The 22,299-nt window shown below is 70.6% G+C and carries 23 protein-coding genes, 1 tRNA gene and 7 pseudogenes; 7 read left to right on the forward strand and 24 right to left on the reverse strand.

The genetic code is table 11. From position 1 onward, the window contains the following. Positions 1-65: 65 nt before the first annotated feature. The 6 genes and pseudogenes from QUE51_RS05915 to dnaK all read right to left on the reverse strand — a co-directional run bounded on the left by QUE51_RS05915 (position 66) and on the right by dnaK (position 4,746). The gene (locus tag QUE51_RS05915; RefSeq protein WP_286278675.1) at positions 66-503 is read right to left on the reverse strand and encodes a DUF2017 family protein; all 438 of its coding nucleotides are present in this window, start codon (positions 501-503) and stop codon (positions 66-68) included. Beyond that, complete coding sequence (clpS, locus tag QUE51_RS05920; protein WP_350226723.1) at positions 500-796, reverse strand: ATP-dependent Clp protease adapter ClpS; 297 nt, start codon at positions 794-796, stop codon at positions 500-502. Before clpS ends, QUE51_RS05915 begins: the two co-directional genes overlap by 4 nt. Beyond that, positions 789-1,219, reverse strand: a pseudogene (locus QUE51_RS05925) (heat shock protein transcriptional repressor HspR). The gene clpS and the pseudogene QUE51_RS05925 overlap by 8 nt, the downstream one beginning before the upstream one ends. Before the next feature lie 11 nt (positions 1,220-1,230). Continuing rightward, positions 1,231-2,220, reverse strand: a pseudogene (locus QUE51_RS05930) (DnaJ C-terminal domain-containing protein); the annotation flags it as partial. 24 nt (positions 2,221-2,244) lie between these two features. Beyond that, complete coding sequence (locus tag QUE51_RS05935) at positions 2,245-2,880, reverse strand: nucleotide exchange factor GrpE (protein ID WP_286278677.1); 636 nt, start codon at positions 2,878-2,880, stop codon at positions 2,245-2,247. Between the two features lie 3 nt (positions 2,881-2,883). After that, positions 2,884-4,746, reverse strand: coding sequence for a molecular chaperone DnaK (gene dnaK / locus QUE51_RS05940; RefSeq protein WP_286278678.1), 1,863 nt, complete (start codon positions 4,744-4,746; stop codon positions 2,884-2,886). Positions 4,747-5,075: 329 nt separating this feature from the next. Here dnaK and QUE51_RS17835 point away from each other — a divergent pair. Together QUE51_RS17835 and QUE51_RS17840 are read left to right on the forward strand one after the other, a co-directional pair. Beyond that, a pseudogene (locus tag QUE51_RS17835) lies at positions 5,076-5,594 on the forward strand (MFS transporter); the annotation flags it as partial. A 155-nt stretch (positions 5,595-5,749) separates the two neighbouring features. Beyond that, on the forward strand, positions 5,750-6,454 hold the full coding sequence (locus QUE51_RS17840; RefSeq protein WP_350226724.1) for an MFS transporter: 705 nt from the start codon (positions 5,750-5,752) through the stop codon (positions 6,452-6,454). 93 nt (positions 6,455-6,547) lie between these two features. On the opposite strand, the pseudogene QUE51_RS05950 reads toward QUE51_RS17840, so the two are convergent. From QUE51_RS05950 to QUE51_RS05975, 6 genes and pseudogenes are all read right to left on the reverse strand, one after another. Beyond that, positions 6,548-7,410: pseudogene (locus QUE51_RS05950) on the reverse strand (prenyltransferase). Further along, the gene (locus QUE51_RS05955) at positions 7,397-7,714 is read right to left on the reverse strand and encodes a lycopene cyclase domain-containing protein (RefSeq protein ID WP_286278679.1); all 318 of its coding nucleotides are present in this window, start codon (positions 7,712-7,714) and stop codon (positions 7,397-7,399) included. The pseudogene QUE51_RS05950 and the gene QUE51_RS05955 overlap by 14 nt, the downstream one beginning before the upstream one ends. A gap of 67 nt (positions 7,715-7,781) precedes the next feature. After that, positions 7,782-8,030, reverse strand: a complete 249-nt coding sequence (locus QUE51_RS05960) for a lycopene cyclase domain-containing protein (protein WP_350226725.1) — start codon at positions 8,028-8,030, stop codon at positions 7,782-7,784. Continuing rightward, positions 8,027-9,601: a phytoene desaturase family protein gene (crtI, locus tag QUE51_RS05965; protein WP_286278680.1), complete on the reverse strand. Its 1,575-nt coding sequence runs from the start codon at positions 9,599-9,601 to the stop codon at positions 8,027-8,029. Before crtI ends, QUE51_RS05960 begins: the two co-directional genes overlap by 4 nt. After that, a complete protein-coding gene (locus tag QUE51_RS05970; RefSeq protein ID WP_286278681.1) occupies positions 9,598-10,449 on the reverse strand; it encodes a phytoene/squalene synthase family protein in 852 nt (283 codons plus the stop codon). Before QUE51_RS05970 ends, crtI begins: the two co-directional genes overlap by 4 nt. Beyond that, positions 10,446-11,510 (reverse strand): polyprenyl synthetase family protein, encoded by a 1,065-nt coding sequence (locus QUE51_RS05975; RefSeq protein WP_286278682.1) that lies wholly within the window; start codon positions 11,508-11,510, stop codon positions 10,446-10,448. The genes QUE51_RS05970 and QUE51_RS05975 overlap by 4 nt, the downstream gene beginning before the upstream one ends. Before the next feature lie 29 nt (positions 11,511-11,539). Here QUE51_RS05975 and idi point away from each other — a divergent pair, with 29 nt between their 5' ends. Next, a complete protein-coding gene (gene idi, locus QUE51_RS05980) occupies positions 11,540-12,073 on the forward strand; it encodes an isopentenyl-diphosphate Delta-isomerase (RefSeq protein ID WP_286278683.1) in 534 nt (177 codons plus the stop codon). A 15-nt stretch (positions 12,074-12,088) separates the two neighbouring features. Here the strand turns inward: idi and dcd are convergent, their stop codons facing one another. Next, positions 12,089-12,694, reverse strand: coding sequence for a dCTP deaminase (dcd, locus tag QUE51_RS05985; RefSeq protein ID WP_286278684.1), 606 nt, complete (start codon positions 12,692-12,694; stop codon positions 12,089-12,091). Positions 12,695-12,750: 56 nt separating this feature from the next. On the opposite strand from dcd, the gene QUE51_RS05990 reads away from it, so the two are divergent. Beyond that, positions 12,751-12,821 (forward strand) — tRNA-Gly (locus QUE51_RS05990). A 20-nt stretch (positions 12,822-12,841) separates the two neighbouring features. Here the strand turns inward: QUE51_RS05990 and QUE51_RS05995 are convergent. Beyond that, positions 12,842-13,303, reverse strand: coding sequence for a methyltransferase family protein (locus QUE51_RS05995; protein WP_286278685.1), 462 nt, complete (start codon positions 13,301-13,303; stop codon positions 12,842-12,844). 193 nt (positions 13,304-13,496) lie between these two features. On the opposite strand from QUE51_RS05995, the gene QUE51_RS06000 reads away from it, so the two are divergent. Continuing rightward, the gene (locus QUE51_RS06000) at positions 13,497-13,943 is read left to right on the forward strand and encodes a DUF4383 domain-containing protein (RefSeq protein WP_286279277.1); all 447 of its coding nucleotides are present in this window, start codon (positions 13,497-13,499) and stop codon (positions 13,941-13,943) included. A 170-nt stretch (positions 13,944-14,113) separates the two neighbouring features. Continuing rightward, a complete protein-coding gene (locus QUE51_RS06005; protein ID WP_286278686.1) occupies positions 14,114-14,560 on the forward strand; it encodes a hypothetical protein in 447 nt (148 codons plus the stop codon). On the opposite strand, the pseudogene QUE51_RS06010 reads toward QUE51_RS06005, so the two are convergent. Further along, positions 14,557-15,860, reverse strand: a pseudogene (locus QUE51_RS06010) (ATP-dependent DNA helicase). The gene QUE51_RS06005 and the pseudogene QUE51_RS06010 sit on opposite strands and share 4 nt — an antisense overlap. A gap of 72 nt (positions 15,861-15,932) precedes the next feature. Between QUE51_RS06010 and QUE51_RS06015 the strand changes: the two are divergent. Further along, entirely contained in the window at positions 15,933-16,946 is a 1,014-nt protein-coding gene (locus QUE51_RS06015) for a hypothetical protein (protein ID WP_286278687.1), read from the forward strand. Positions 16,947-16,952: 6 nt separating this feature from the next. Here the strand turns inward: QUE51_RS06015 and QUE51_RS06020 are convergent, their stop codons facing one another. From QUE51_RS06020 to QUE51_RS06055, 9 genes and pseudogenes are all read right to left on the reverse strand, one after another. Next, positions 16,953-17,765: a cytochrome c oxidase assembly protein gene (locus QUE51_RS06020; RefSeq protein WP_286278688.1), complete on the reverse strand. Its 813-nt coding sequence runs from the start codon at positions 17,763-17,765 to the stop codon at positions 16,953-16,955. 142 nt (positions 17,766-17,907) lie between these two features. Beyond that, positions 17,908-18,861 (reverse strand): annotated as a pseudogene (locus tag QUE51_RS18505) (copper resistance D family protein); the annotation flags it as partial. Positions 18,862-18,944: 83 nt separating this feature from the next. Continuing rightward, positions 18,945-19,226, reverse strand: a complete 282-nt coding sequence (locus QUE51_RS06025; RefSeq protein ID WP_286279278.1) for an HU family DNA-binding protein — start codon at positions 19,224-19,226, stop codon at positions 18,945-18,947. A gap of 111 nt (positions 19,227-19,337) precedes the next feature. Beyond that, a complete protein-coding gene (gene rpsN / locus QUE51_RS06030) occupies positions 19,338-19,643 on the reverse strand; it encodes a 30S ribosomal protein S14 (protein WP_286278689.1) in 306 nt (101 codons plus the stop codon). 3 nt (positions 19,644-19,646) lie between these two features. Further along, complete coding sequence (rpmG, locus tag QUE51_RS06035) at positions 19,647-19,814, reverse strand: 50S ribosomal protein L33 (RefSeq protein WP_286278690.1); 168 nt, start codon at positions 19,812-19,814, stop codon at positions 19,647-19,649. Beyond that, entirely contained in the window at positions 19,814-20,050 is a 237-nt protein-coding gene (gene rpmB / locus QUE51_RS06040) for a 50S ribosomal protein L28 (RefSeq protein ID WP_286278691.1), read from the reverse strand. Before rpmB ends, rpmG begins: the two co-directional genes overlap by 1 nt. A gap of 172 nt (positions 20,051-20,222) precedes the next feature. Then, a complete protein-coding gene (locus QUE51_RS06045) occupies positions 20,223-20,609 on the reverse strand; it encodes a Fur family transcriptional regulator (protein ID WP_286278692.1) in 387 nt (128 codons plus the stop codon). Then, positions 20,606-21,465, reverse strand: a pseudogene (locus tag QUE51_RS06050) (metal ABC transporter permease). Before QUE51_RS06050 ends, QUE51_RS06045 begins: the two are co-directional and overlap by 4 nt. Continuing rightward, the gene (locus QUE51_RS06055; protein ID WP_286278693.1) at positions 21,465-22,283 is read right to left on the reverse strand and encodes a metal ABC transporter ATP-binding protein; all 819 of its coding nucleotides are present in this window, start codon (positions 22,281-22,283) and stop codon (positions 21,465-21,467) included. The pseudogene QUE51_RS06050 and the gene QUE51_RS06055 overlap by 1 nt, the downstream one beginning before the upstream one ends. Positions 22,284-22,299: the final 16 nt, after the last annotated feature.

A 22,299-nucleotide genomic window follows, 5' to 3' on the forward strand; every position in this document is an offset into this window, starting at 1 on the left:
TCAAGTTTAGGTGGATCGTTCCCGCCGCGCCAGATGCGCGTGGGCCGCTCGCCAGAGGCGAACGTTCAGGGCTCGATCGTCTCGAGCAAGTCGGAGAGCAGCCAGCCGAGCCAGTCCGACAGCTCCTCGAGCATCGGGTCGCGTCCGCCGGCCTCCTCCAGCCTCTCGTGCAGCACCAGCCGCAGGTCGGTGAGCCCACGGAGCCAGAGCTCGATGCGAGCGGGCGCGAGCCGGGTCGGCCCCGCCCCGCCGCCGAGGTCGACGAGGATCGACTCCGCCGGCTCGGTCTTGGCGCGGGCGAGGCGGATGCGCGTGTAGCCCGCGTACTCGGCGGACGCATCCGGGTCGTCGGGATAGGCGTCCGGAAGCAGCCGGTCGAGGGCGGAATCCTCGCCGGCCGCGAGCAGGGCCAGGAACTCCCGGCAGAGCGTCTGCAGCACCTCCCGCTCCTCGGCGGAGAAGGTCCGCTCGACGCCGTCGCCGGACCGGACGAAGCCGCTCATGACTCCGCCGGGCTGAGCGTCGCGAGCAGGCCGTACCGGTGCATGGCCTCCACGTGCCGCTCCATCTCCTCGCGCGTACCCGTCGCCACCACAGCCTTGCCCTCGTTGTGCACGAGGAGCATGAGTCGCTCGGCCTCGGGCCGCGGGAAGCCGAAGTAGGTGCGGAACACCCACGTGACATAGGTCATCAGATTGACCGGGTCGTCCCACACGATGAGCACCCATGGCGATCCGAGCCGCAGCTCCTCGCTGGTGGCGCGCTCCTCGAGCGTGTCGGGCATCGGCTCACTCATCCAGAGCGCCGGGGCGCCAGAGCACCAGCTCGGTCCGGCGGGCCGCGCGCATGCCGGCGAGGAGGGGGTCACGCCGCCGTCCTCCGCCGCGGCGAAGATGCGCCGCCCGGGCCTCCGCAGGAGCTCGTCGGCGAGCGCTCCCTCGAGGTCCCGAACCCGGCCGCGCAGGGCCGTCACCTCGTTCTCGAGCTCGAGGATGCGACGGATGCCCTCGAGGCTGATGCCCTCGGAGCCGAGTCGCGCGACCTCACGCAGCTGGGCGATGTCCCGCATCGAGTAGCGACGGGACTTCCCCGCCGTGCGCGACGGCGAGACGAGCCCGATGCGGTCGTACTGCCGCAGCGTCTGCGGGTGCATCCCCGCAAGCTCGGCAGCCACCGCGATCGCGAAGAGCGGCGCGGTCGAGATCGCCTCCTCGTCCATGGGTCACACCCCCGGGCCCGCTCCAGCAGCTCGTCCCGGGGGTTCTCACCGGCGCCGGAGGCGACGAACTGCTCGAGCGCCTGCCGCTGCTCCTTGGTGAGGGTGGAGGGCACCGCCACCTCGATGCGGGCGAGGAGATCCCCGGTGCCCTTCGAGGTGCTCACGCCACGGTCCTTCACGCGCAGCACCTTGCCGCTTGACGTGCCGGGAGCTACCTTCAGCCGCACCGGCTCGCCGCCGAGGGTCGGCACCTCGATCGTCGCGCCGAGCGCCGCCTCGGCGAAGGTCACCGGCACGGTCACCTTGAGGTTGAGGCCCTCCCGCTCGAAGACGGGATGCTTCCGAACGGAGACCGTGAGCACGAGGTCGCCGGGCTCGCCGCCGTCGAGGCTCGGCTCGCCCTTGCCGCGCAGCTTGATCTTCTGCCCGTCGCTGACGCCTGCCGGGATCTTGACGTTGATCGGCCGGCCGTCCGCGCCCTGCAGGCGCACGGTGTCGCCCTTCGTCGCGGTGACGAAGTCGACCGTGGTCGTCGCCGTCACGTCCCGGCCCGGCGTGGGGCCGCCGAAGCCGCGGAAGCCGCCGGAGGGCTGGCCGAAGCCGGCGCCCCGGCCGCCGCCGAACATGCCACCGAAGATGTCCTCGAAGTTGCCCTGCGCGTACCCCGCTCCGGGCCGCCCGCCGGCACCACCGCCGAACATCCCGCCGAACACGTCCTCGAAGCCGCCACCGGCACCGGAGCCGGGCGCCGCGAAGCGGGCGCCCGACCCCATGGCACGGATCTGGTCGTACTCCCGCCGCTGCTGCGAGTCCGAGAGCACCGAGTACGCCTCGCTGATCTCCTTGAACTTCGACTCGGCGGCGGTGTTCCCGGGGTTCGAATCCGGGTGAAACTGCCGGGCGAGCTTGCGGTAGGCCTTCTTCAGGGCCTGCTCGTCCACGTCCTTGCCGACGCCGAGCACCTTGTAGAAGTCCTTATCGAACCAGTCCTGGCTAGCCAATTGTGCGAGCTGCTTTCTACTCGGTCAGTCGCCGGGGGTGTCCACGACGACCTTGGCCACCCGGAGGGTGACGTCGCCGATGCGGTACCCCCGCTCGACCACGTCCGACACCGTGGGCGCCGAGACGGCCGGGTTGGCCTTCTGGAAGATCGCCTCGTGCTGCGAGGGATCGAAGCTCTCGCCCGTCACCCCGAAGCCGACGAGCCCGATCTTCTCGACGCTCGTGCGCAGCTTCGACGCGATCGTGGTGAGCGGTCCGCCCTCGGCGAGGTCGCCGTGCTTCTCGGCGCGGTCAAGGTCGTCGAGGACGGGCAGCAGCTGCTTCACCACGTCCCCGACCGCCCGATCGCGCTCGACCTGGCGGTTGGCCTCGGTGCGGCGCCGGTAGTTGGCGTACTCCGCGGTCACGCGCTTGAGGTCCGCGAGATGCTCGTCCACCTGCTCGGTGGGCGCCGTCTCGGCGGTCGCGGCTCCCGAGGAGACATCGTCGAGGAACGAGAGGTCCTCCGGGGAGAACCCGTCCTCGGCTCCGCCGGTCGGCGTCTCCACGTCGGGTCCCTCCATCGAGACGAATCCCGGGTCCCCGGAGGGGTCGCGCGGAATGTCCGCGCGACCCTCCGGCTCACCCTGCTGGTCGTTGTCCTTCGGATCGTCGGCCATGAGCTACCTCTTGCTGTCCTCGTCCTCGTCGACCACCTCGGCGTCGACGATGTCGTCGTCGCCGCCCTGGGCACCCTGTGCCTGCTCGTCCGTCGACGCGCTCGGGCCGTCCGCCTGGGACTGCGAGTAGATGGCCTGACCGAGCTTGGTCTGGCTCTCCGAGAGACGGTCGAGAGCGGTCTTCACCGCGTCGTCATCGTCGCCCGCGAGCGCCGTCTTCAGCGCGTCGACGTCGCCCTGCACCTCGGTCTTCACGTCCTCGGGCAGCTTGTCGTCGTTGTCCTTGATCAGCTTCTCGATCGAGTAGACGAGCTGCTCGGCGTTGTTGCGGACCTCGGCCGCCTCACGGCGCCGCTTGTCCTCCGCCGCGTGCTCCTCGGCCTCGCGCACCATGCGGTCGATGTCCTCCTTGGGCAGCGACGAGCCGCCCGTGATGGTCATCGACTGCTCCTTGCCGGTGCCCTTGTCGCGCGCCGAGACGTGCACGATGCCGTTGGCGTCGATGTCGAAGGTGACCTCGATCTGCGGGATGCCGCGGGGAGCCGGGGCGATCCCGGTCAGCTCGAAGGTGCCGAGCGGCTTGTTGTCCCGGGTGAACTCGCGCTCGCCCTGGAACACCTGGATCGCGACGGACGGCTGGTTGTCGTCGGCCGTCGTGAAGGTCTCGCTCCGCTTGGTCGGGATCGCGGTGTTGCGGTCGATCAGCTTCGTCATGATGCCGCCCTTGGTCTCGATGCCGAGGGACAGCGGGGTCACGTCGATGAGGAGGACGTCCTTGCGCTCGCCCTTCAGGACACCGGCCTGCAGCGCGGCGCCGACGGCGACCACCTCGTCCGGGTTCACGCCCTTGTTGGGCTCCTTGCCGCCGGTCTCCTGGCGGACCAGGTCGCTCACGGCGGGCATGCGGGTCGAGCCGCCGACGAGGACCACGTGGGCGATGTCGGCCACCTTGATGCCGGCCTCGCGGATGACATCCTGGAACGGCTTCTTCGTGCGGTCGAGCAGATCCTTGGTGAGGTCCTCGAACTTGGCGCGCGTGATCGTCTCGTCGAGGTTCGCCGGGCCGTTCTCCGTCAGCGAGAGGTAGGGCAGCTGGATGCTCGTGGTCGTCGAGCTGGACAGCTCCTTCTTCGCCTGCTCGGCGGCCTCCTTGAGGCGCTGCAGGGCGATCTTGTCCTTCGAGACGTCGACGCCCGTCGACTCCTTGAAGCGCTGGATCAGCCACTCGACGACGCGCTGGTCCCAGTCGTCGCCGCCGAGCCGGTTGTCGCCGGCGGTCGCGCGGACCTGGATGGTCGAGAAGTCGTCGTCCTTGCCCACCTCGAGGAGGGACACGTCGAACGTGCCGCCGCCGAGGTCGAAGACGAGGATGAGCTCGTCCTCCTTGCCCTTGTCGAGGCCGTAGGCCAGCGCGGCCGCCGTGGGCTCGTTGATGATGCGGAGCACGTTGAGGCCCGCGATCTCACCGGCCTCCTTGGTGGCCTGGCGCTCGGCGTCGTTGAAGTAGGCCGGAACGGTGATGACGGCGTCCGTGACGGTGTCGCCGAGGTACTGCTCGGCGTCGCGCTTCAGCTTGGCGAGGATGCGCGCCGAGATCTCCTGCGGCGTGTACTTCTTGCCGTCGATGGAGGTCGTCCAGTTGGTGCCCATGTGGCGCTTGACGGACGAGATGGTGCGGTCGACGTTCGTGACCGCCTGACGCTTGGCCGTCTCGCCCACGAGGATGTCGCCATCCTTCGTGAACGCGACGACGGACGGAGTGGTGCGGAAGCCCTCGGCGTTGGCGATGACGACCGGCTCGCCACCCTCGAGGACCGAGACCACCGAGTTGGTGGTTCCGAGGTCGATGCCTACTGCGCGTGCCATGTGTCGATTCTCCTGATCGTTGCGGATGGGAACCGCTCCGGTCCCCGGGATGAAGCCTGCGGCGGGTTCTTGAGCCCCGCCGACTCAAGTTTATTGGGGCGCTCCGGGGTGTCAAGTCGGGGGCAGCCAAGGTTGAGCCTAGCGGGCTCAACCGGGCCGGGGTCTGCCGGTTCCCCATCCGCTGCAGGTCTGACCGAATCAAGGAGATCGGGCCGCCGGGGGATCCGGATCGGCATGCGTAACCCCGTGCAGGCCCGGATCTCCTTGATTTGGTCAGGACTTCGGTCAGGCGCCTCCCTCCCGTTTCCCTGCGCCGATACCGTGAGCCCATGACCAGTACTGAGCGGGACGACGTGGTCGCCGCACCCACCGGCCTCGAGCTGCAGGAGGGGCACCGGATCCCCCGGAAGCAGGTGCTGTCCTGGGCGCTGTGGGACTGGGCGACACAGCCCTTCAACTCGGTCATCACGACCTTCGTCTTCTCCGTGTACCTCACCAGCGAGCTTTTCCTGCCCGGCAGGATCCGCGCGCTCGGTGAGGGGAACGCGACCTACGATCGGGCGCTCTCCGACCTCAGCTCCCAGCTCGGCTTCGCGGTCGGCATCGGCGGCCTCCTCATCGCCCTGCTCGCGCCCGTGCTGGGCCAGCGGTCGGATGCCGCAGGCAACCGGAAGCGCTGGCTCGCCGTCTCCACCGCGCTCGTCGTGGTGTGCATGGCGCTCCTCTTCTTCGTGCAGGCGGACGCCGCCTACTTCTGGCTGGGTGCGGGGCTCATCGCGGCCGCGACCGTGTTCTCCGAGATCGCCGGCGTCAACTACAACGCGATGCTCGTCCAGGTGTCGACCCCGAAGACGGTCGGACGCGTGAGCGGCCTCGGCTGGGGCTTCGGCTACCTGGGCGGCATCGTGATGCTCGCCCTCGTCGTGGTCGCCCAGCAGAACGGCTGGTTCGGGCTGCCCACCGAGGGGGCCTCAACATCCGCCTGGTTGCCGTGGCCTGCGCGGTGTGGACCGTCCTGTTCGCGCTGCCGATCTTCCTCAACGTCCCCGAGGCCCCGCCGGCGCTGCACCGCGAGCGGGTCAGCTTCTTCCGCAGCTACGCGGTGCTCGCGCAGGACATCGCGCGCCTGTACCGCGAGAGCCGGCCCACCTTCTGGTTCCTGCTCGCGAGCGCGGTCTTCCGCGACGGGCTCGCCGGCGTCTTCACCTTCGGCGCGCTCATCGGCTCGGTCACCTTCCATTTCACGTTCAACGAGGTGGTGATCTTCGGGATCGCGGCGAACGTGGTGGCGGGCGTCAGCACGATCCTCGCCGGACGCCTCGACGACCGGTTCGGCGCCCGGCGCATCATCCTGGTCGCGCTCGGCGGCCTGGTCGTGACGGCGTCGGCCGTCTTCGTGCTGCACGACGGGGGCAAGGGCGTGTTCTGGGTGTGCGGCCTGATCCTCTGCCTCTTCGTCGGCCCGGCGCAGGCGGCGAGCCGCTCGTTCCTCGCCCGGGTGACCCCTGCGGGCCGCGAGGGCGAGGTCTTCGGCCTCTACGCGACCACGGGCCGCGCGGCGAGCTTCCTGTCCCCCATGCTCTGGAGCCTCTTCATCGCCGTGCTGGGCGCCCAGTACTGGGGCATCCTCGGCATCGCGCTCGTCCTGCTGGTCGGCTTCGTCCTCATGCTCCTCGTGAAGGTCCCGGACCCGGTCCGCACCCGCTGACACCGCGAGCGGTGGTGCCGAGGTGGCACTAGATGTCCTTTCCCGGTCGAGGTGGCAGCAACAAGTGCCACCTCGGCAGATCGAAGGCGAGCGTCAGCGGAGCACGGCGTACCAGATCAGCAGGAGCGTGACCGGGAATCCGACCACGTAGTTGAGCCACAGGAAGCGCCGCCAGCCCGCGTTCGCCCGCTCGGCGTCCGCGTCCGTGATCCGCAGGAACGGGACGACGTTCGCCGCGTAGGGAAGGACGAGGATCGCGGCGAGGGGTCCCGGCCAGTCGGTCGCAAGCAGCAGCACCGCGCCCACCAGGTAGGCGATCAGCGCAACGACGACGGTGCGGCGGGCACCGATCACGGTCGCCACCGATGCGATGCCGCCCGCGCGATCCGCCTGGACGTCCTGCACCGCCCCGAACGCGTGGCTCGCGACCCCCAGAGGAAGAAAGCGGCAAGAAGCGCGAGGAGGGCAGGGGTGAAGTCCGCACCCCCAAGGGTGAGACCGAACACCGCGGGGCTCACGAAGTGCGTGCTCGACGTGAGCGAGTCGAGCAACGGCCGCTCCTTGAACCTGAGCACGGGAGCGCTGTACGCCAGGACCGCGCCGATGCTGACGGCGAGCACCAGCCAGGAGGCAGGACCGCCGAGCAGGACGAGGAGGACGAGGAAGGGCACGTTGGTGAGGACGACGGCCCAGAGCGTCGTCCGGTGCAGGCGCCGGTCGAGGACCGCTCCCTCCACCCCGCCTTTGCGCGGGTTGCGGAGGTCCGACTCGTAGTCGAACACGTCGTTGATCCCGTACATCGCGAGGTTGTAGGGGATGAGGAAGTAGACGGTGCCGACGACGAGGGCGACGTCGATCCGCCCCGCGGTGAGGAGGTAGGCGGACGCGAAGGGGAATGCCGTGTTGACCCAGGACAGCGGTCGCGACGACTGGAGCAGGGCCCTAGCGGTGTTCACGGCCGAGCAGCACCCAGAGAGACGGCAGACCGATCGCGGCCGCGAGAGCGTAGGCGAAGTCCTCGACGGGGGCCAGCCCGATGGAGACGCCGCTCTTGCCGCGCGCGCCGTAGTCGACGATGCCCACGCCGACCAGGACGTTGTCGAAGACGACGGTGAGCAGGAGCACGGCCGCGAGCGCGAGCGCCGTCGCTGCGAGCCAGCGCGGCGCTCCTCCGGGCACCCGGCGCGCGCGGAGACCCGCGAGGATCGCGACGATCGCGACGACGGCGAGGAAGCCCGCGTTGAGGAGCCAGTAGGTCACCGCGTCCTCCGCTCGAGCAGGCGTCCGGCCGCGCCGAACGCGTTCATGCTCACGTAGCAGAGGAGCGTCAGGAAGAAGACCTCCTCGAGGGGAGCTCCGGTGCGAGCATCACGCCCGAGACGAGCCCGCTGTCGCCGAGGAAGAAGATGCCGAGGCCGATGCCGGCAAGGTCCCAGAGCAGGAAGAATACGATCCCCACCGCGAGCACGATCGCCGCCCGCCGAGCATCGCGCGCGAAGAACAGGCGGTAGCGGAGATCGAGCACGACCATCCCCGTGACCGACACCAGGAGTGCGGCCAGGTAGATCAGGTTCATGCGCGTGCCTCGAGGGGCTCGGGCAGCGGCCCCGCCGAGACATCCCCGCGCAGCCGCTTGATCACCAGCTCTGCGCTGATGAGACACATGGGGAGCCCGATGCCGGGGATGGTGGAGCCCCCGGCGTAGAGGAGCCCCGTGACTCGCTTGCTCACGTTGCCCGCTCGGAAGAAGGCGCTCTGGCGCAGGGTGTGCGCCGGACCGAGAGCGGTTCCGCGCCAGGCGCCGAGGCGGTCCGCCAGGTCCCCGGGCGCGACCGTGCGGCGGAACACGATGCGGTCCGCGAGGTCGGGGATGCCCGCCCAGGCTGCGACCTGCTCGATCACCGCATCGCCGAGCCGCTCGACGTGCGGGTCGCCGCCGTGCCCGATGCCGGGGTCGGCGGGAACCGGCACGAGGACGAAGACGTTCTCGTACCCCTCCGGAGCGACGCTCGGGTCGGTGGCGCTCGGCTTGCAGACGTAGAGAGATGCCGGATCGGGAATGGACGGGTTCTTGCCGAAGATCGCGTCGAAGTTGCCGTGCCAGTCGCGCGTGAAGAGGAGCGTGTGGTGCCCGAGCTCCGGGAGCTCGCCGCGAACGCCGAGGTGCAGGAGGAGCGCTCCTGGGCCCGGGGTCCGCTTCGCCCACCACCGCTCGGGGTAGGTCCGCAGTGCAGGCGGCAGGAGCTTCGTCTCGGCAGTGAACAGGTCGCACGCCGCGACCACCGTCCCCGCCGCGTGGAACTGCTCCTCGCCGTTCTCGTCCAGGTAGTGCACGCCGATCACGCTCGGCTTACCGCCGCCGATCGGCTTCGTCGCGATCCGCGTGACCGGCGACGAGGTGCGGATCGTCGCACCTGCCTCCTCGGCGAGCGCTGCGATCGTGTCGACCACCCGGACGAGGCCGCCTCGCGGATAGAGCACGCCGTCATCGAGGTCCAGGTGGCTCATCAGGTGGTACATGCTCGGCGTCGCGAAGGGAGACGAGCCGAGGAAGACCGCGGGGTAGCCGAGCAGCTGCCGCAGCCGATCGTCGGAGAAGCGGCGGCGGACGAACCGATCGAGCGGGCGGGTCAGGAGCCCGAGGAAACGGCCGAGGTGCCCCCGCACCTCGCGCGTGAACACGGGGCGGAGGTCCGCGAAGGTCGTGTAGAGGAAGTGCCGCTTCGCGAGCTCGTAGACCTCCTCCGCGGAGTCGAGGTACTCCTCCAGCACGGCACCGGCGCCCGGCTCCACCGCCTCGAACATGGCGACGTTCTCCGCGCGCGTGGCGCCCACTCGCAGCCGATCGGCGGGCTTGCCGTCCCTCGGCTCGTAGAGGATCTCGTAGCCCGGATCGAGCTGCACCAGGTCGAGCTGTTCGTCGGCGCGCGTGCCGAGCAGACGGTAGAAGTGGTCGAAGACCTCCGGCATGAGGTACCAGGACGGCCCCTCATCGAAGCGGAAGCCGCTCTCCTCGAGGAGACCGGCCCTGCCCCCGACACGCTCGCGGCCCTCGAACAGCGTCACGTCGTAGCCCTCGCGGGCGAGCAGGGCCGCCGTCGCGAGCCCGCTCACCCCTCCCCCGATCACGGCAGCACGCTGCGTCATGCGCGCCGCACTCCGCTGAGCTCGGCGGCGACGAGGCGCAGCTTCACCGGATCGGGGACGCGGACCCTCCGGCTGCGCAGCTGCTCCGCCGGGGTGCGCCGCAGCCGGGCCGAGAGCTCGGCGAACAGCCGCTGCGCCACGCCGACCGCGTGGCGGCTCCCCCGCGGGAGCTGGCCGAGCACCGCAGCGGCCACCGCGAGATCCGCATCGAGGTCGTCGAGCAGCCGGTTCTTGGTCTCCTCGTCGAGGGCTGTGATCGTCACTCCTGGGAAGTAGCTGCGGCCGAGGCCGTCGTAGTCGGCGGAGAGGTCTCGCAGGAAGTTCACCTTCTGGAAGGCGGCGCCGAGTGCGCGGGCTCCCTGCTCCAGCCTCTGCGACGCGGGCCGGCCCTCGAGGAAGGCCGCGAGGCACATCAGCCCAACCACCTCCGCGGAGCCGTACACGTACTCCGCGAAGCTCTCCGGGGTGTGCTCCGCCGCGGTGAGGTCGGCGCGCATCGATGCGAAGAACGGACGCGTGAGCTCGGTGCCGAACCGGTTCGCCCGGGCGGTCCGGGCGAAGGCGTGCACGATGAGGTTGCTGCTGTACCCCGACCCGATCGCCTGCTCCACGTCGGCCTCCAGAGCATCGAGCTGGGCGGCGACGGCTGAGCCGGGCAGGCCCGCCGCTGCGGCGACGCCGTCCACGATCTCGTCCGCGACCCTCACCAGTGCATAGATGTTCTGCACGTGCACGCGGTTCCGGGTGCTCAGGAGGCGGGACGCCAGCCCGAAGGAGGTGGAGTAGCGCCGGATCACCGTGGCGGCGGCCTCATCGGCGGCCCGGCCGTAGAGCTCGAGAGGGGTCATCGGATGCGGTCCAGCGCCTGCCCCGCGAGCGGCGCCAGCTCCTCCGCGACGGGAGCGGGCAGCCGGTCGAGCGCGCGCACCGCGTCGCCGGCCATGCGCGAAGCGAGGTTCCGCGTGTAGACCTCGGCGCCGCAGGCGATCAGCCGCGCGCGCACCTCCGCCGCCTCGCCGTCGGTGAGGTCCGCCTTGCCCAGGAAGTCTCGTATGCCGGGCCAGGCACCCGTCGTCGCGGCGTACGCGATGGGCACGGTCCGCTTGCCCTCACGCAGGTCGCCCACCGTGGTCTTGCCGGTCTCCCGCTCGTCGCCGAACACGCCGAGGAGGTCGTCCGTCGCCTGATAGGCGGTGCCGATGTCGCGGCCGAACTCGGCGAGCACCGGCAGATAGGCGTCGTCGGCGCCCGCGAGCACCGCGCCCGCCTGCAGGGGCGCCTCGAACGTGTACACCGCGGTCTTCAGCCGCTCCATCTCGACGACCGCCTCGACGGAGGGGATCTCCCGGGCGATGGAGAAGTCGACATCGATGAGCTCGCCCGCGGCGGAGGCGAACACGGCCTCGTCGAGGAGTTCGGCCATCCGCTCCCTCTGCTCGCTCGCCATGCCTGCGCGATCGAGCAGCCGGTACGCGCCGGCGAGGGCCAGGTCGCCCGCGATGACGGCCGTGGACATTCCCCGGTGCTCGGCGGTGGGGATCGGGATGCCGGCCGTCGTCGCGACGTCGCGATAGCGCCCGGACACGTTGGGGGATCCCCGCCTGGTGAAGTCACGGTCGATGACGTCGTCGTGCACGATGAGCGCCGTGTGCAGCAGCTCGAAGGCTGCGCCGACGTGCGCCGCGGTGCCGAGCTCCGAGCCGCCGAAGCCCGAGTAGGTGGCGAGCACCAGACGAGGGCGAAGCCGCTTGCCGCCGCGGGCGCTCGTCTCCAGCGCCGACCAGAGCCCCGTGTAGGCGTCGCCGATTCGGCCCGCACGAGACGCGGCTAGTCTGAAGAAGCTCTCGAGGACGGCATCGACCGCCTCGAGCCGGGAGGGGATGGCTCGTGCCCCACCGGACGCATCCACATCGGTCAGTGTGACATAACCGGAGAAGAGTGGCTCAGCCCGAGGAACTGGTCGTCCTGCTGGACGACGACGGTCATCCCGTGGGCAGCGCGCCCAAGGCGACCGTGCACACCACCGACACTCCCCTGCACCTGGCCTTCTCCTGTCATGTGCGCGACGACGCGGGCCGAATCCTGGTCACTCGCCGGGCGCTTGGGAAGCGGACCTGGCCCGGGGTGTGGACCAACTCGTTCTGCGGTCATCCCGCTCCGGGCGAGGACGTGACGGAGGCGGTGATCCGTCGCGCCCGTCAAGAGCTCGGCATCGAGCTGGACGGCCTGCGCCTCGTGCTGCCCGAGTTCCGGTACCGAGCTGTGGACGCCTCGGGCGTCGTGGAGCACGAGCTGTGCCCCGTCTACATCGCGACCGTGCGGGGCGATGTGCTGCCCGACCCGGACGAGGTGATGGACTGGGCGTGGGCCGACGAGGAGCCGCTCGAGAGCGCGGTCCGCAGCACGCCCTGGGCGTTCAGCCCCTGGCTCGCCCTGCAGCTTCCCGCTCTCGCGGACGCACGCCTGATCTGACGCCCGCGGCGATGCTCAGCCGCCGACCGCGCCCTCGTCGGTCCCGGACACGTCCGTGCGATGGAAGTTGAGGTAGGACCGCGACGCGGTGGGTCCGCGCTGGCCGTGATACCGCGACCCATAGGGACCGGTGCCGTACGGATGCTCGGCCGCCGAGGTGAGCCGGAAGAAGCAGAGCTGACCGATCTTCATCCCGGGCCACAGCTTGATCGGAAGCGTCGCCACGTTGCTGAGCTCCAGCGTCACGTGCCCCGAGAAGCCCGGGTCGATGAAGCCGGCCGTCGAGTGCGTCAGCAGCCCGAGCCGGCCGAGCGAGCTCTTGCCCTCCAGCCGGGCCGCGATGTCGTCCGGCAGCGTGATGAGCTCGAACGTGGAGCCGAGGACGAACTCCCCGGGGTGGAGGATGAACGGCTGGTCGGGCTTCGTCTCCACCAGGCGCGTCAGATCGGGCTGATCCTCGGCCGGGTCGATGAAGGGGTACTTGTGGTTGTCGAACAGCCGGAAGTAGCGGTCGAGGCGCACATCGAAGCTCGACGGCTGCAGCAGCTCGGGATCGTGCGGCTTCAGCCCGATGCGGCCCGCCGCGATCTCCGAGCGGATATCGCGGTCCGAGAGCAGCACACGGCCACTGTAGCGGCTCCCCTACAATGGAGGTCTGCTCTCCTCGGAGAGCGCGCGCGGGTGTAGTTCAATGGCAGAACTTCAGCTTCCCAAGCTGATAGCGCGGGTTCGATTCCCGTCACCCGCTCTCCTCCGGTCGGGCCGTTCCTACAGCCACCGCCTGACCCGGGCACGATAGGCGTCGTAGTCCGCGCCGAACTTCTCGCTGAGGTAGCGCTCCTCGGGGGCGATCGCTCCCCACCACAGCGCCGCGACGCCGACGGGCACCAGCACGAGCGCCCAGAACGAGGACGCCAGCAGCGCCAGGCCGGCGTCGAGCGCGATCAGGCCCAGGTAGAGCGGGTTCCTGCTCACCCGGAACGGCCCACGGTCGAGGATCGTGCGGGTCGATCCGCCGGGCAGCAGCGCGGTCCGGAAACGAGCCATGAGCCAGAGCGCCCAGGCGTTCCACCCCGCGAAGCCGACGAGGAGGACGGTGGCCACCGGCAGGGCGATCGCGACGGGAACCTCGACCGGGTCGCCCACCGCGGCGGTGATCCCGGCGCCTGCGATCAGCGGCACCCCGAGCGCCACGGGCGGCCAGATGCGGTACGAGGGAGCGTCGGCCATGCGGTCGCCCTTCGCCGCGTCAGAGGACTGAGCGACAGCCCCGGGTTGGCTGTGAAAAAGCTTGTGGAAGCACAGAGTGAGGCATCTCTGGCGTAACGGCAAGCCCCCGAAACTTTTTCGCGGCAAACCGTAACGTTCGCTGTGACGAACATCCTGTGCGGCTCAGCGTCGCGCTCACAACGGAAGGTACGAAATTGAGCACAGCAATCAATGGCAACAACAAGGCCCCCTCACCCGGTCCCCGAACCGGCTGGTCGCCACCATCTTCGGTGCGGTGTACCTGCTGGTCGCGATCCTCGGATTCCTGGTCACCGGCGGTGCGGGCTTCGCCTCCACCGACGGCACCCTGCTCCTCGGGATCTTCGAGGTCAACTGGCTGCACGACATCGTCCACCTCCTGATCGGTGCTGCCCTCCTCATCGCGGGCCTCAGCAGCGTCTCGGCGGCCAAGTCGGTGAACGGCGTCGTCGGCGCGGTCTACCTCCTCGTCGGAATCCTCGGGTTCTTCATCGAGAACACGGCGGCGAACATCCTCGCCCTCAACACGCCCGACCACTTCCTGCACCTCGTGAGCGCCATCATCCTGCTCGGTGTCGCCATCGGCGCCGACAAGTCGGCGGCTCGCGCCCGAGTGGCCTGACCTTCCTCCCGGATGCGGCCGTCGCCCCGGTGGCGGCCGCATCCACCCCTCCCCTTCTGAAAGGAGCGGAACATGCTCGCACTGGCCCGCATCTGGATCGCCTTCGCCGCTCTCGGCGCCGGGCTGGTCCACCTCGCGGTCGCGGCCGCCGCTCCCCGCTCCTCCTCGTCGTGTTCCTGGTCCTCGGGGCCGCCGAGCTCGCCTGGGGCGTCGCCACGATGCTCCGCTCCAGCTTCCCGCTGCGTTCGCTGGCGCTCGTCGGCGCGATCCTCGGACTGGTGGCCTGGGCCTCAGCCCTCGTCCTCGGCGAGGCCGTCGGCGTGACGGTGGACACGCTGCCCCCGCTGGCCCTGGCGAGCGCCAGCCTCCTCGACATCGTCGTCGCCATCGCGATGACCGCATCCCTGCGCCGCTCCCCCGACGGCACTCCGGCGCCGGCCGCGGAACCGGCCGCGGGCTGGACCGTCCTCGGGATCACCGTCGGCGCCGTCGCCGTGGTGGGCCTCGCGCTTCCCGCCATCGGCCAGACGCAGGCCGGCATCGCGGCCCTCGACGGCCCGCACGCCTCGCACTCCGGCGTCACGCTTCCGGGCGTCGCCGAGCACGACGGCCACTAGACCGCAGGCTGCGTCTCCGCGGCCCGAGCGGCCGCGCGCATCCGCGACGCGGCGGTCATGAACCGCACCACGTCGGCGTCGATCATGATGTCGCGCGGAACGAGCGGCCGGGTCAGATAGAGCCCCTCGATCGACGTGAGCCGGCTCAGCGCCACGTAGGTCTGGCCCGCCGAGAACACTCGCGCGCCGAGATCCACCACCGCTGCGTCGTAGGTCTTGCCCTGCGACTTGTGGATGGTGACGGCCCAGGCCAGCCGAAGCGGGAACTGGGTGAACTCCGCCACCACCGTCTGGGTCAGCTTCTTGGTCGCCGCCAAGTAGGTGTAGCGCTGACGCTCCCAGGTGGCCGGGAACACGTCGTGCTCCGTGCCGTCCACCTCCACCCGGACCCCGTTCCGGATCCGCGTGACGATGCCCATGCTCCCGTTGACCCAGCGCTGATCCGGGTCGTTGCGCAGGAACATCACGTGCGCGCCCGGCTTCAGCTCGAGGGACTCCTCCCCGGATAGTTGCGGCCGCCGAAGTCGCCGCTGATCTCCGCGCGGGCGATCTGCGCCTTGCCGGGCAGCGCGGCGAGCGCACGGGCGTTGATGCGGTTCACGCTGTCGTTGCGCGTCGCGAGCGTGATGGGCGGGTCCGCCGGAACCGGGCGGGCTCCCGCACCGTTGAGGACGCCCGCGATCTCGGCCGTGACCTTGCCGTGGCGCACCGCGTTCAGCATCGCCTTGAAGCCGTCGTCCTGCTGCCGGTGGATCTCACGCAGCTCGAGCACGTTGAGCTCGGTCTGCTGCCACACCTTCGCGTCGAAGAACCACATCGAGGCGTAGTTGTCGGCGAAGTAGGCGCGCTCGTCGGCGTCGCCCGGCACGGGCGCGAGCTGGAAGGGGTCGCCGAACAGCACGATCTGCACGCCGCCGAACGGCTCGTTGCGCTGTCGTGCCCAGCGGAGCCGGCGATCCACGGCGTCCAGGAGGTCGGCGTTGACCATCGAGACCTCGTCGATGACGACCGTGTCGATGGCGCCGAGCAGCTTGCGGAGCGGCGCGTCGTCGTCGAGGTCGCGGTCGGCGATGACCCCGATGGGGAGCTTGAACAGTGAGTGGACCGTCTGGCCCCCGACGTTGAGCGCGGCCACTCCGGTGGGGGCGCAGATCACGATCTGCTTCTCGCTGTGCCAGGCCAGGTGGTTCAGCAGCGTCGACTTCCCCGTGCCCGCCCGGCCGGTCACGAAGATGTGGCTCCGCGTGCTCTCGATCGCGTCGAAGACGGCCTGCTGTTCGGCGGACAGTCCCGGTGGCATCCGGTCAATCTACCCGCGAAGCTGCGGAGTGTGGCCCCGGCCCGGCGGCGCGGGGAACCTTAGGATGACCGCATGGGGGTGGAGGACGGCGGCCCTCCTCCGCCGCGCGGCGGTGTCGTGCCCTGGGCTGTGCTCACCGCGCTGGTCCCCGTGGTCTTCGCGATCGTCGTCGTGGCCCTCAACGCGAGTGTGTACAGCGCGGGAGGGTTCGTCTCGCGCTACCTCGATGCCCTGGAGCGGCGGGACGTGGCCGTGGCCCTCGAGACGCCGGGCGTCGCCGTGCCCGTCGGAGCGTCTGAGGCGGCACTGCAGCGCGACGCTCTCTCCGGGCTCGGGCGGCACCGGATCGTGTCGGATGTGAATGCGGGCAGCGGCCTGCGCCGCGTCGTCGCGGAGTACGAGCTCGGCGGCCATCCGGAGCGCACCGAATTCCTCGTCGCCGCGGCGCCCCCGACCCTGCTCCTCTTCAACGGGTGGCGGTTCGAGGAGTCCCCTCTCGCCCGGGTGCGGGTCACCGTGCTGCACGACACGGGCCTGCGGGTGAACGGCGTGCCCGTTCCCGACGGCACGCCGACGACGGGAGGTGACGGGACCGTCGATCTGGCCGTCCCGACGCCGTCCCGCCTCGTGCTGGACCAGCGCAGCCGCTATCTGGTGGCGAAGCCGACCACGGTCGACGTCACGGACCCTGCAGCGGGAGCCGAGGCCACGATCGACGTGCAGGCGAGCGGGGCGTTCACGTCGGCGGTGCAGAAGGAGGTCGATGCCTTCCTCGACGACTGCGCGACCCAGCGCGTCCTGCAGCCGGCCGGCTGCCCGTTCCGCCGAGTGCTCGCGGACCGGGTGCAGGACGAGCCGCAGTGGTCGATCGTCTCCTATCCGGACATCACCATCCAGCCGGGGGTGGGCGACGACGGGGAGTTCGCGTGGTTCGTCACGCCGTCGTCGGGAGTGGCGCACATCAGCGTCGACGTCGTCTCGCTGTTCGACGGATCGGTGTCGACGCTCGACGAGGATGTCGCCTACGAGGTGCGTTACGCCATCACGGTGCGCGACGACGGCGGGCTCGACATCCGCGGGATCTGATCCGGATCAGCGTCCGCGCCGGGTGAGAGCCCGGTCGAGCATGGCGCGATACCGGTCCTCGTCGACGGGCCGGGTCGGCGACGCTCCCCGGTCGCGCGGGCGCACGAGCTGGACGATGGCGAGCACGGCGAGGGGTACCGCAGCCGTGCCGAGCAGGACCGCTCCCCCGGCGCGCTGGTCGTCGATCGCGGGCGTGCTCCACCCCATGGCCCCGTACCAGTCGGCCAGCAGCAGACCGGACCCGGCGACGAGCACGACGCCGCACGCCGCCCAGGCGAGCGCCGGCAGTGCAGCCGTCACGGCGCTTCTCCTCCCCGGGCGGGCGTTCAGCACCGCGGACACCAGCACCAGTCCGGTGGCGAGCAGCAGGGCGATCCCCGCCTCCCGACCCGCGGCGTCGGTGACGATCCAGCGGAGCACGGGGGTGAACACGAAGACCCAGGCCGCGAGCACGCCCACGACAGCGCCGGTCGTCCACCGCGCCAGGGGACGGACGGCGGCGCCGGCGAGGGCCACCCACTCGCGCACGCCCCGGCTGCCGTCCGTCCGAGGCTCCGCGGCCTGGGCGAGGAGGCGGAGGGGAGCGCCGGGCACGAGCAGGAGCGGGACGAGCACAGCCACTCCCCCGACGGTCATCATCTCCGCACTGAAGAGGTGGCGGGCGTACGCACCGACCCCGCCGTTGGTGAGTGCCACGAGCAGCAGCAGCCCGGCCAGCCAGGAGACGGTGCGACCCGCGGGCCACCGCTCCCCCGGCGGGCGAGCCGCACGACGCCGGCGACGTAGTAGGCCGCGCCGATCGTCGCGGCCACGAGCCACACCAGGTCGAGCCGGCCCTCGGTCGCCAGGTGCAGCAGGTCGAGCGGCGGCGGGAGCGGCTCGTCGGTGAGGACCACCGACGGGCTGCCGGCGGGGAGCGGCGTCTCGTCGACGGGGGCGCGGTGCGGGCCAGACCTGCCGCCGTTCCGGTCGCGATGCCCATGACCGCGAGCTCGCCCAGCACGAGCGCCCAGAACCAGCGACCCGCCCCGGCGTCGAGGCGGCGCAGGCTGAAGCGCCGATGCAGCCCGCCGGCGACGCCCAGGCCGAGCAGGGCGACGATCTTGACCATGACGAGGATCCCGTAGGGCGTGAGCAGCCGGTCCACCGAGCCGATGCGGAGAGAGGCGCTCACGTAGCCGGACAGTGCGACCACCCCGAAGCACAGGAGCGCGAGCGACGAGTAGCGCCCGACCACGGCGGAGAGCTGCCGGCCGCCGAGGACACTGCGCAGGAACACAAGGGTCAGGATGCCGCCGAGCCATACCGCCGCGAAGCAGAGGTGCAGTGCGAGGGCCGCCACGGCCTCGTCATGGCTGTCTGCTCCCGCGGTGTGTCCTTCGCCGGCCATGGGCAGCAGGCCCGCGAGCGCGAGCAGGAGGACGAGGACGAGAGCGGGCCGTGCCCGCACCGCGAAGCAGAGCACCGTGACCGACGCGGCGATGAGCGTGGTGACGAGCCACGCCTCGCCCGCCCCGATCGAGGTCAGGAAGAAGCCGACCTGCGCGCCGAAGGTCGGGCTGAACGAGAACGGGATCCCGGTCACGCTGAGGAAGGTCAGCAGCCCGGTGGCCGCGGACGCGACTGTCCAGACGGCGGCGGCACCGGCCGCCAGATCCAGAGCGCGGCCCGTCTCGCGGTCGCCGCCGAGCGCGAGCGCCACCAGGGCCAGCGCCCCGACGGTAACCGAGACCGCCAGGTCCACCACGAGCTTCGCGGCGGGCAGGCCGAAGCGCACCACGGGGCCGGGATCGTCGATCAGCAGGGCGGCCGCCGCGCCGCCGATGGCGAGAGCGGCGAGGAGCGCGAGGAAGGCGGCGACGAGGAGGGTGCCCGTCCCGATCAGACGCGGCGCCGGGGCGGCGGGAGAAGGCACTCGGTCAGCCTAGGACGCGGGGCCTGGAGAAACGACGAAGGGGATGTGCGGCTGCCCGCACATCCCCTTCAATGTCTGCCGACTCAGCGAGCGGCGGCCTTCAGCTTGCTTCCGGCGCTGATCTTGACACCCTTGCTCGCGGCGATCTCGATCGGCTCACCGGTCTGCGGGTTGCGGCCGGTGCGCGCGGCACGGGAGGTCTGCTCGACGGCGAGCCAGCCCGGGATCGTCACCTTGGTGCCATCGGCGACGCTCTTGGCGAGCGTCGAGAAAAGCGCGTCCAGCACGCCGTTGACGGCGGACTGGCTCTGGCCGGACTCAGCCGCGACGGCTGCGACGAGATCGGTGCGGTTCAGCGATGCCATGAATTTGTCCTCCTCGGGACTGTCGCCATCCTTCGAAAGACGGCCATCTTGTTGACGTGTATCACGATGGGGGCAGGTGAGCCCGGCGGTCAAGAGCGACCGCCCAGTAACCTACCAGCTTGACTTCGTGATGCCCGGCAATTCGCCTCGATGGGCCATATCGCGGAAACGCACGCGGGAGATGCCGAACTTGCGGAGGTTTCCGCGGGGACGGCCGTCGACGGCGTCGCGGTTGCGGAGGCGGACCGGCGACGCGTCGCGCGGGAGCTTCTGCAGGCCGACGCGAGCGGCTTCGCGCTGATCGTCCGTCGAGGTCGGGTCGACGAGGGCCTTCTTCAGCTCCGCACGCTTGGTGACGTAGCGGTCGACGATCACCTTGCGCTGGTCGTTCTTTGCGATCTTGCTCTTCTTGGCCATTGCTTACCGCTCCTCGCGGAACTCGACGTGCTTGCGGATCACCGGGTCGTACTTCTTCAGCACAATGCGGTCGGGGTTGTTGCGACGGTTCTTGCGGGTCACGTAGGTGTACCCGGTGCCGGCCGTCGAGCGCAGCTTGATGATGGGACGGACGTCCTGCTGGCGGGCCATCAGATCTTCTCCCCACGGGCCAGGATGTCCTTGACCACGGACTCGATGCCGCGGACGTCGATCACCTTGATGCCCTTGGCGCTGACGTTCAGCGTCACGTTACGGCGCAGCGAGGGCACGAAATAGGTGCGCTTCTGCACGTTCGGGTCGAAACGCCGCTTGGTGCGGCGGTGCGAGTGCGAGATTGCGTGGCCGAAGCCGGGAACCTTCCCGGTGACCTGGCAGACTGCTGCCACGATTTCCTCCAATACCGCGAAGCACGTTCGGCTTCGCCCAAGATCCCTTGTCTGCGCGCATGCCGGAACCCCGGAAATTCTGGAGGGGAGGGATGCGCACTGCCAGTCGGGTCGGGCCCGACGGCCAACCGTCAATGGTACGGACCGGACGGCGATCCCGCAAACCGGCAGCTCAGGACGCGGAGCAGGCCGGGCAGAGCCCGAAGATGTCGACCACGTGCCGGGGCTGGGTGAACCCGTGCCGCGCCGCGGTCTTCGCCGCCCACTGCTCCACGTCGTCCGCCTCGATCTCGACGGTGGTGCCGCAGCTCCGGCAGATGAGGTGGTGGTGATGGCCGGGGGACACGCAGGCGCGGTAGAGGCTCTCACCCTCGGCCGACTGGAGGGAGTCGGCATCCCCGTCCCCGGCCAGGTCGGCGAGGGCGCGATACACCGTCGCGAGGCCGATGGGCGAGCCGGCCTCGCGGAGCGCGGCGTGCAGGTCCTGGGCGCTGACGAAGCCCGGCTTCTCGCCGAGGGCGTCCCGCACCGCCTGCCGCTGCCAGGTGTTGCGCTTCATCGCGACCAGTGTAGGCGCCGGGTTCCCCGCGCTCCTGCGAGCCGGCAGACGACGTAGATCAGGAACGACACGGTCGTGACGTAGGGGCTGATCGGAATGGACGAGCCGAGCGCGAGCAGGATCCCGCCCACCATCGCGGTCACCGCGAAGGCGACGCTGAGCAGCGCGACGACGGGGGAGAGGAGGCGATGCGCGCCGCGGCCGCGGCCGGCGTGACGAGGAGGGACAGCACGAGGAGCGCCCCGATGACGTGGATGGCCACCGCGGTCGCGAGCCCCAGCACGACCATGAACACGAGCGACAGCGCGCGCACGGGCACGCCGCGCGCGGCCGCCACTTCCTCGTCCACGCTCGCGAACAGCAGCGGTCGCCAGACGACGAGCAGCGTCGCGATCACGAGGACCGAGACGACGACGAGCACGAGCAGTTGCGGGTTGTCCACCGCCACGATCTGACCGGTGAGCAGCCCGAACCGGTTGCCCGACCGGCCGGGGTAGAGGGCGAGGAAGAGGATGCCCAGCCCGAGGCCGAACGGCATGAGCACGCCGATGACCGAATTGCGATCCCGTGCCCGGGTGCCGAGCACGCCGATGAGGACGGCGGCGAGCAGGGACCCGACCAGGGAGCCCGTGACCACATCCACTCCGATCAGCAGGGCCCCGGCCGCGCCGGCGAAGGACAGCTCGCTGACCCCGTGAACCGCGAATGCCAGGTCGCGCGACATCACGAAGTAGCCGACGAGCCCGCCCATCAGGCCGAGCACCGCCCCGGCGATCACCGAGTTGTGCAGGAGCACGAGCAGCGCGCCGTAGTCGCGGAAGTCGAAAAGCGTTCCCCAGAGGTCGGTCCCGTCCATCAGGCGTGCCCTCCGTGCGCGGAATCGGCATGATGATGGCCGGCCGACTCGGCTGGCGGGCCGACGACCACGATGCGGCCGCGGATGTCGAGCACATCGACCTCCGTGCCGTAGAGGCGGCTGAGCACCTCGGACCGGAACACCTCGTCGGGGCGACCGATGACGTGGCCGCTCGCGGTCAGGTAGAGGACGCGGTCGACCATCCCGAGGATCGGGTTGATGTCGTGGGTGATGAACACGACGCCGGCCTGGGCCGAGCTGCGGTGCTCGTCGATCGCGTCGCTCACCGCACGCTGGTGCTGCAGGTCGAGTGAGAGGAGCGGCTCGTCGGCGAGAAGCAGGCGCGGCGAGGACACGAGCGCCTGCGCGATGCGCACCCGCTGCTGCTCGCCGCCGGAGAGGAGCCCGACGGGGGTGTCGGCCGCCCGCCGCATGCCGGTGTGCTCGAGTGCGGCCAGGACGGCTTGGCGGCGCGCCGCCGTGGGCCGGCCCGGTCCGTAGCGCTGGCCGTCACGCCCGAGCGCGACGAGATCCCGCGCACGCAGCGCGGTCCCCCGGTCGAACAGCTTCTGCTGGGGCACATAGCCGATGTCGGCGCTGCCCGTGCCTGCCGGCTGCCCGAGCACCGAGACCGTCCCGGCGGCGAGGGGCAGCTGGCCGAGGACCGCCCGGAAGAGGCTGCTCTTGCCCGCGCCGTTCGGCCCCAGGACGGCGACGAACTCCCCGGGCTCGACGCGGAGGTCGAGGTCGGCCCACAGGACCCGGCCCCCGACGCGGGCGGTCGCTGATCGGAACTCGAGGGCGGAGACGGGAGTCACGACTCGCCCCCGGGGA

Source organism: Naasia aerilata, from assembly GCF_030296595.1.
GTDB lineage: Bacteria > Actinomycetota > Actinomycetes > Actinomycetales > Microbacteriaceae > Naasia > Naasia aerilata.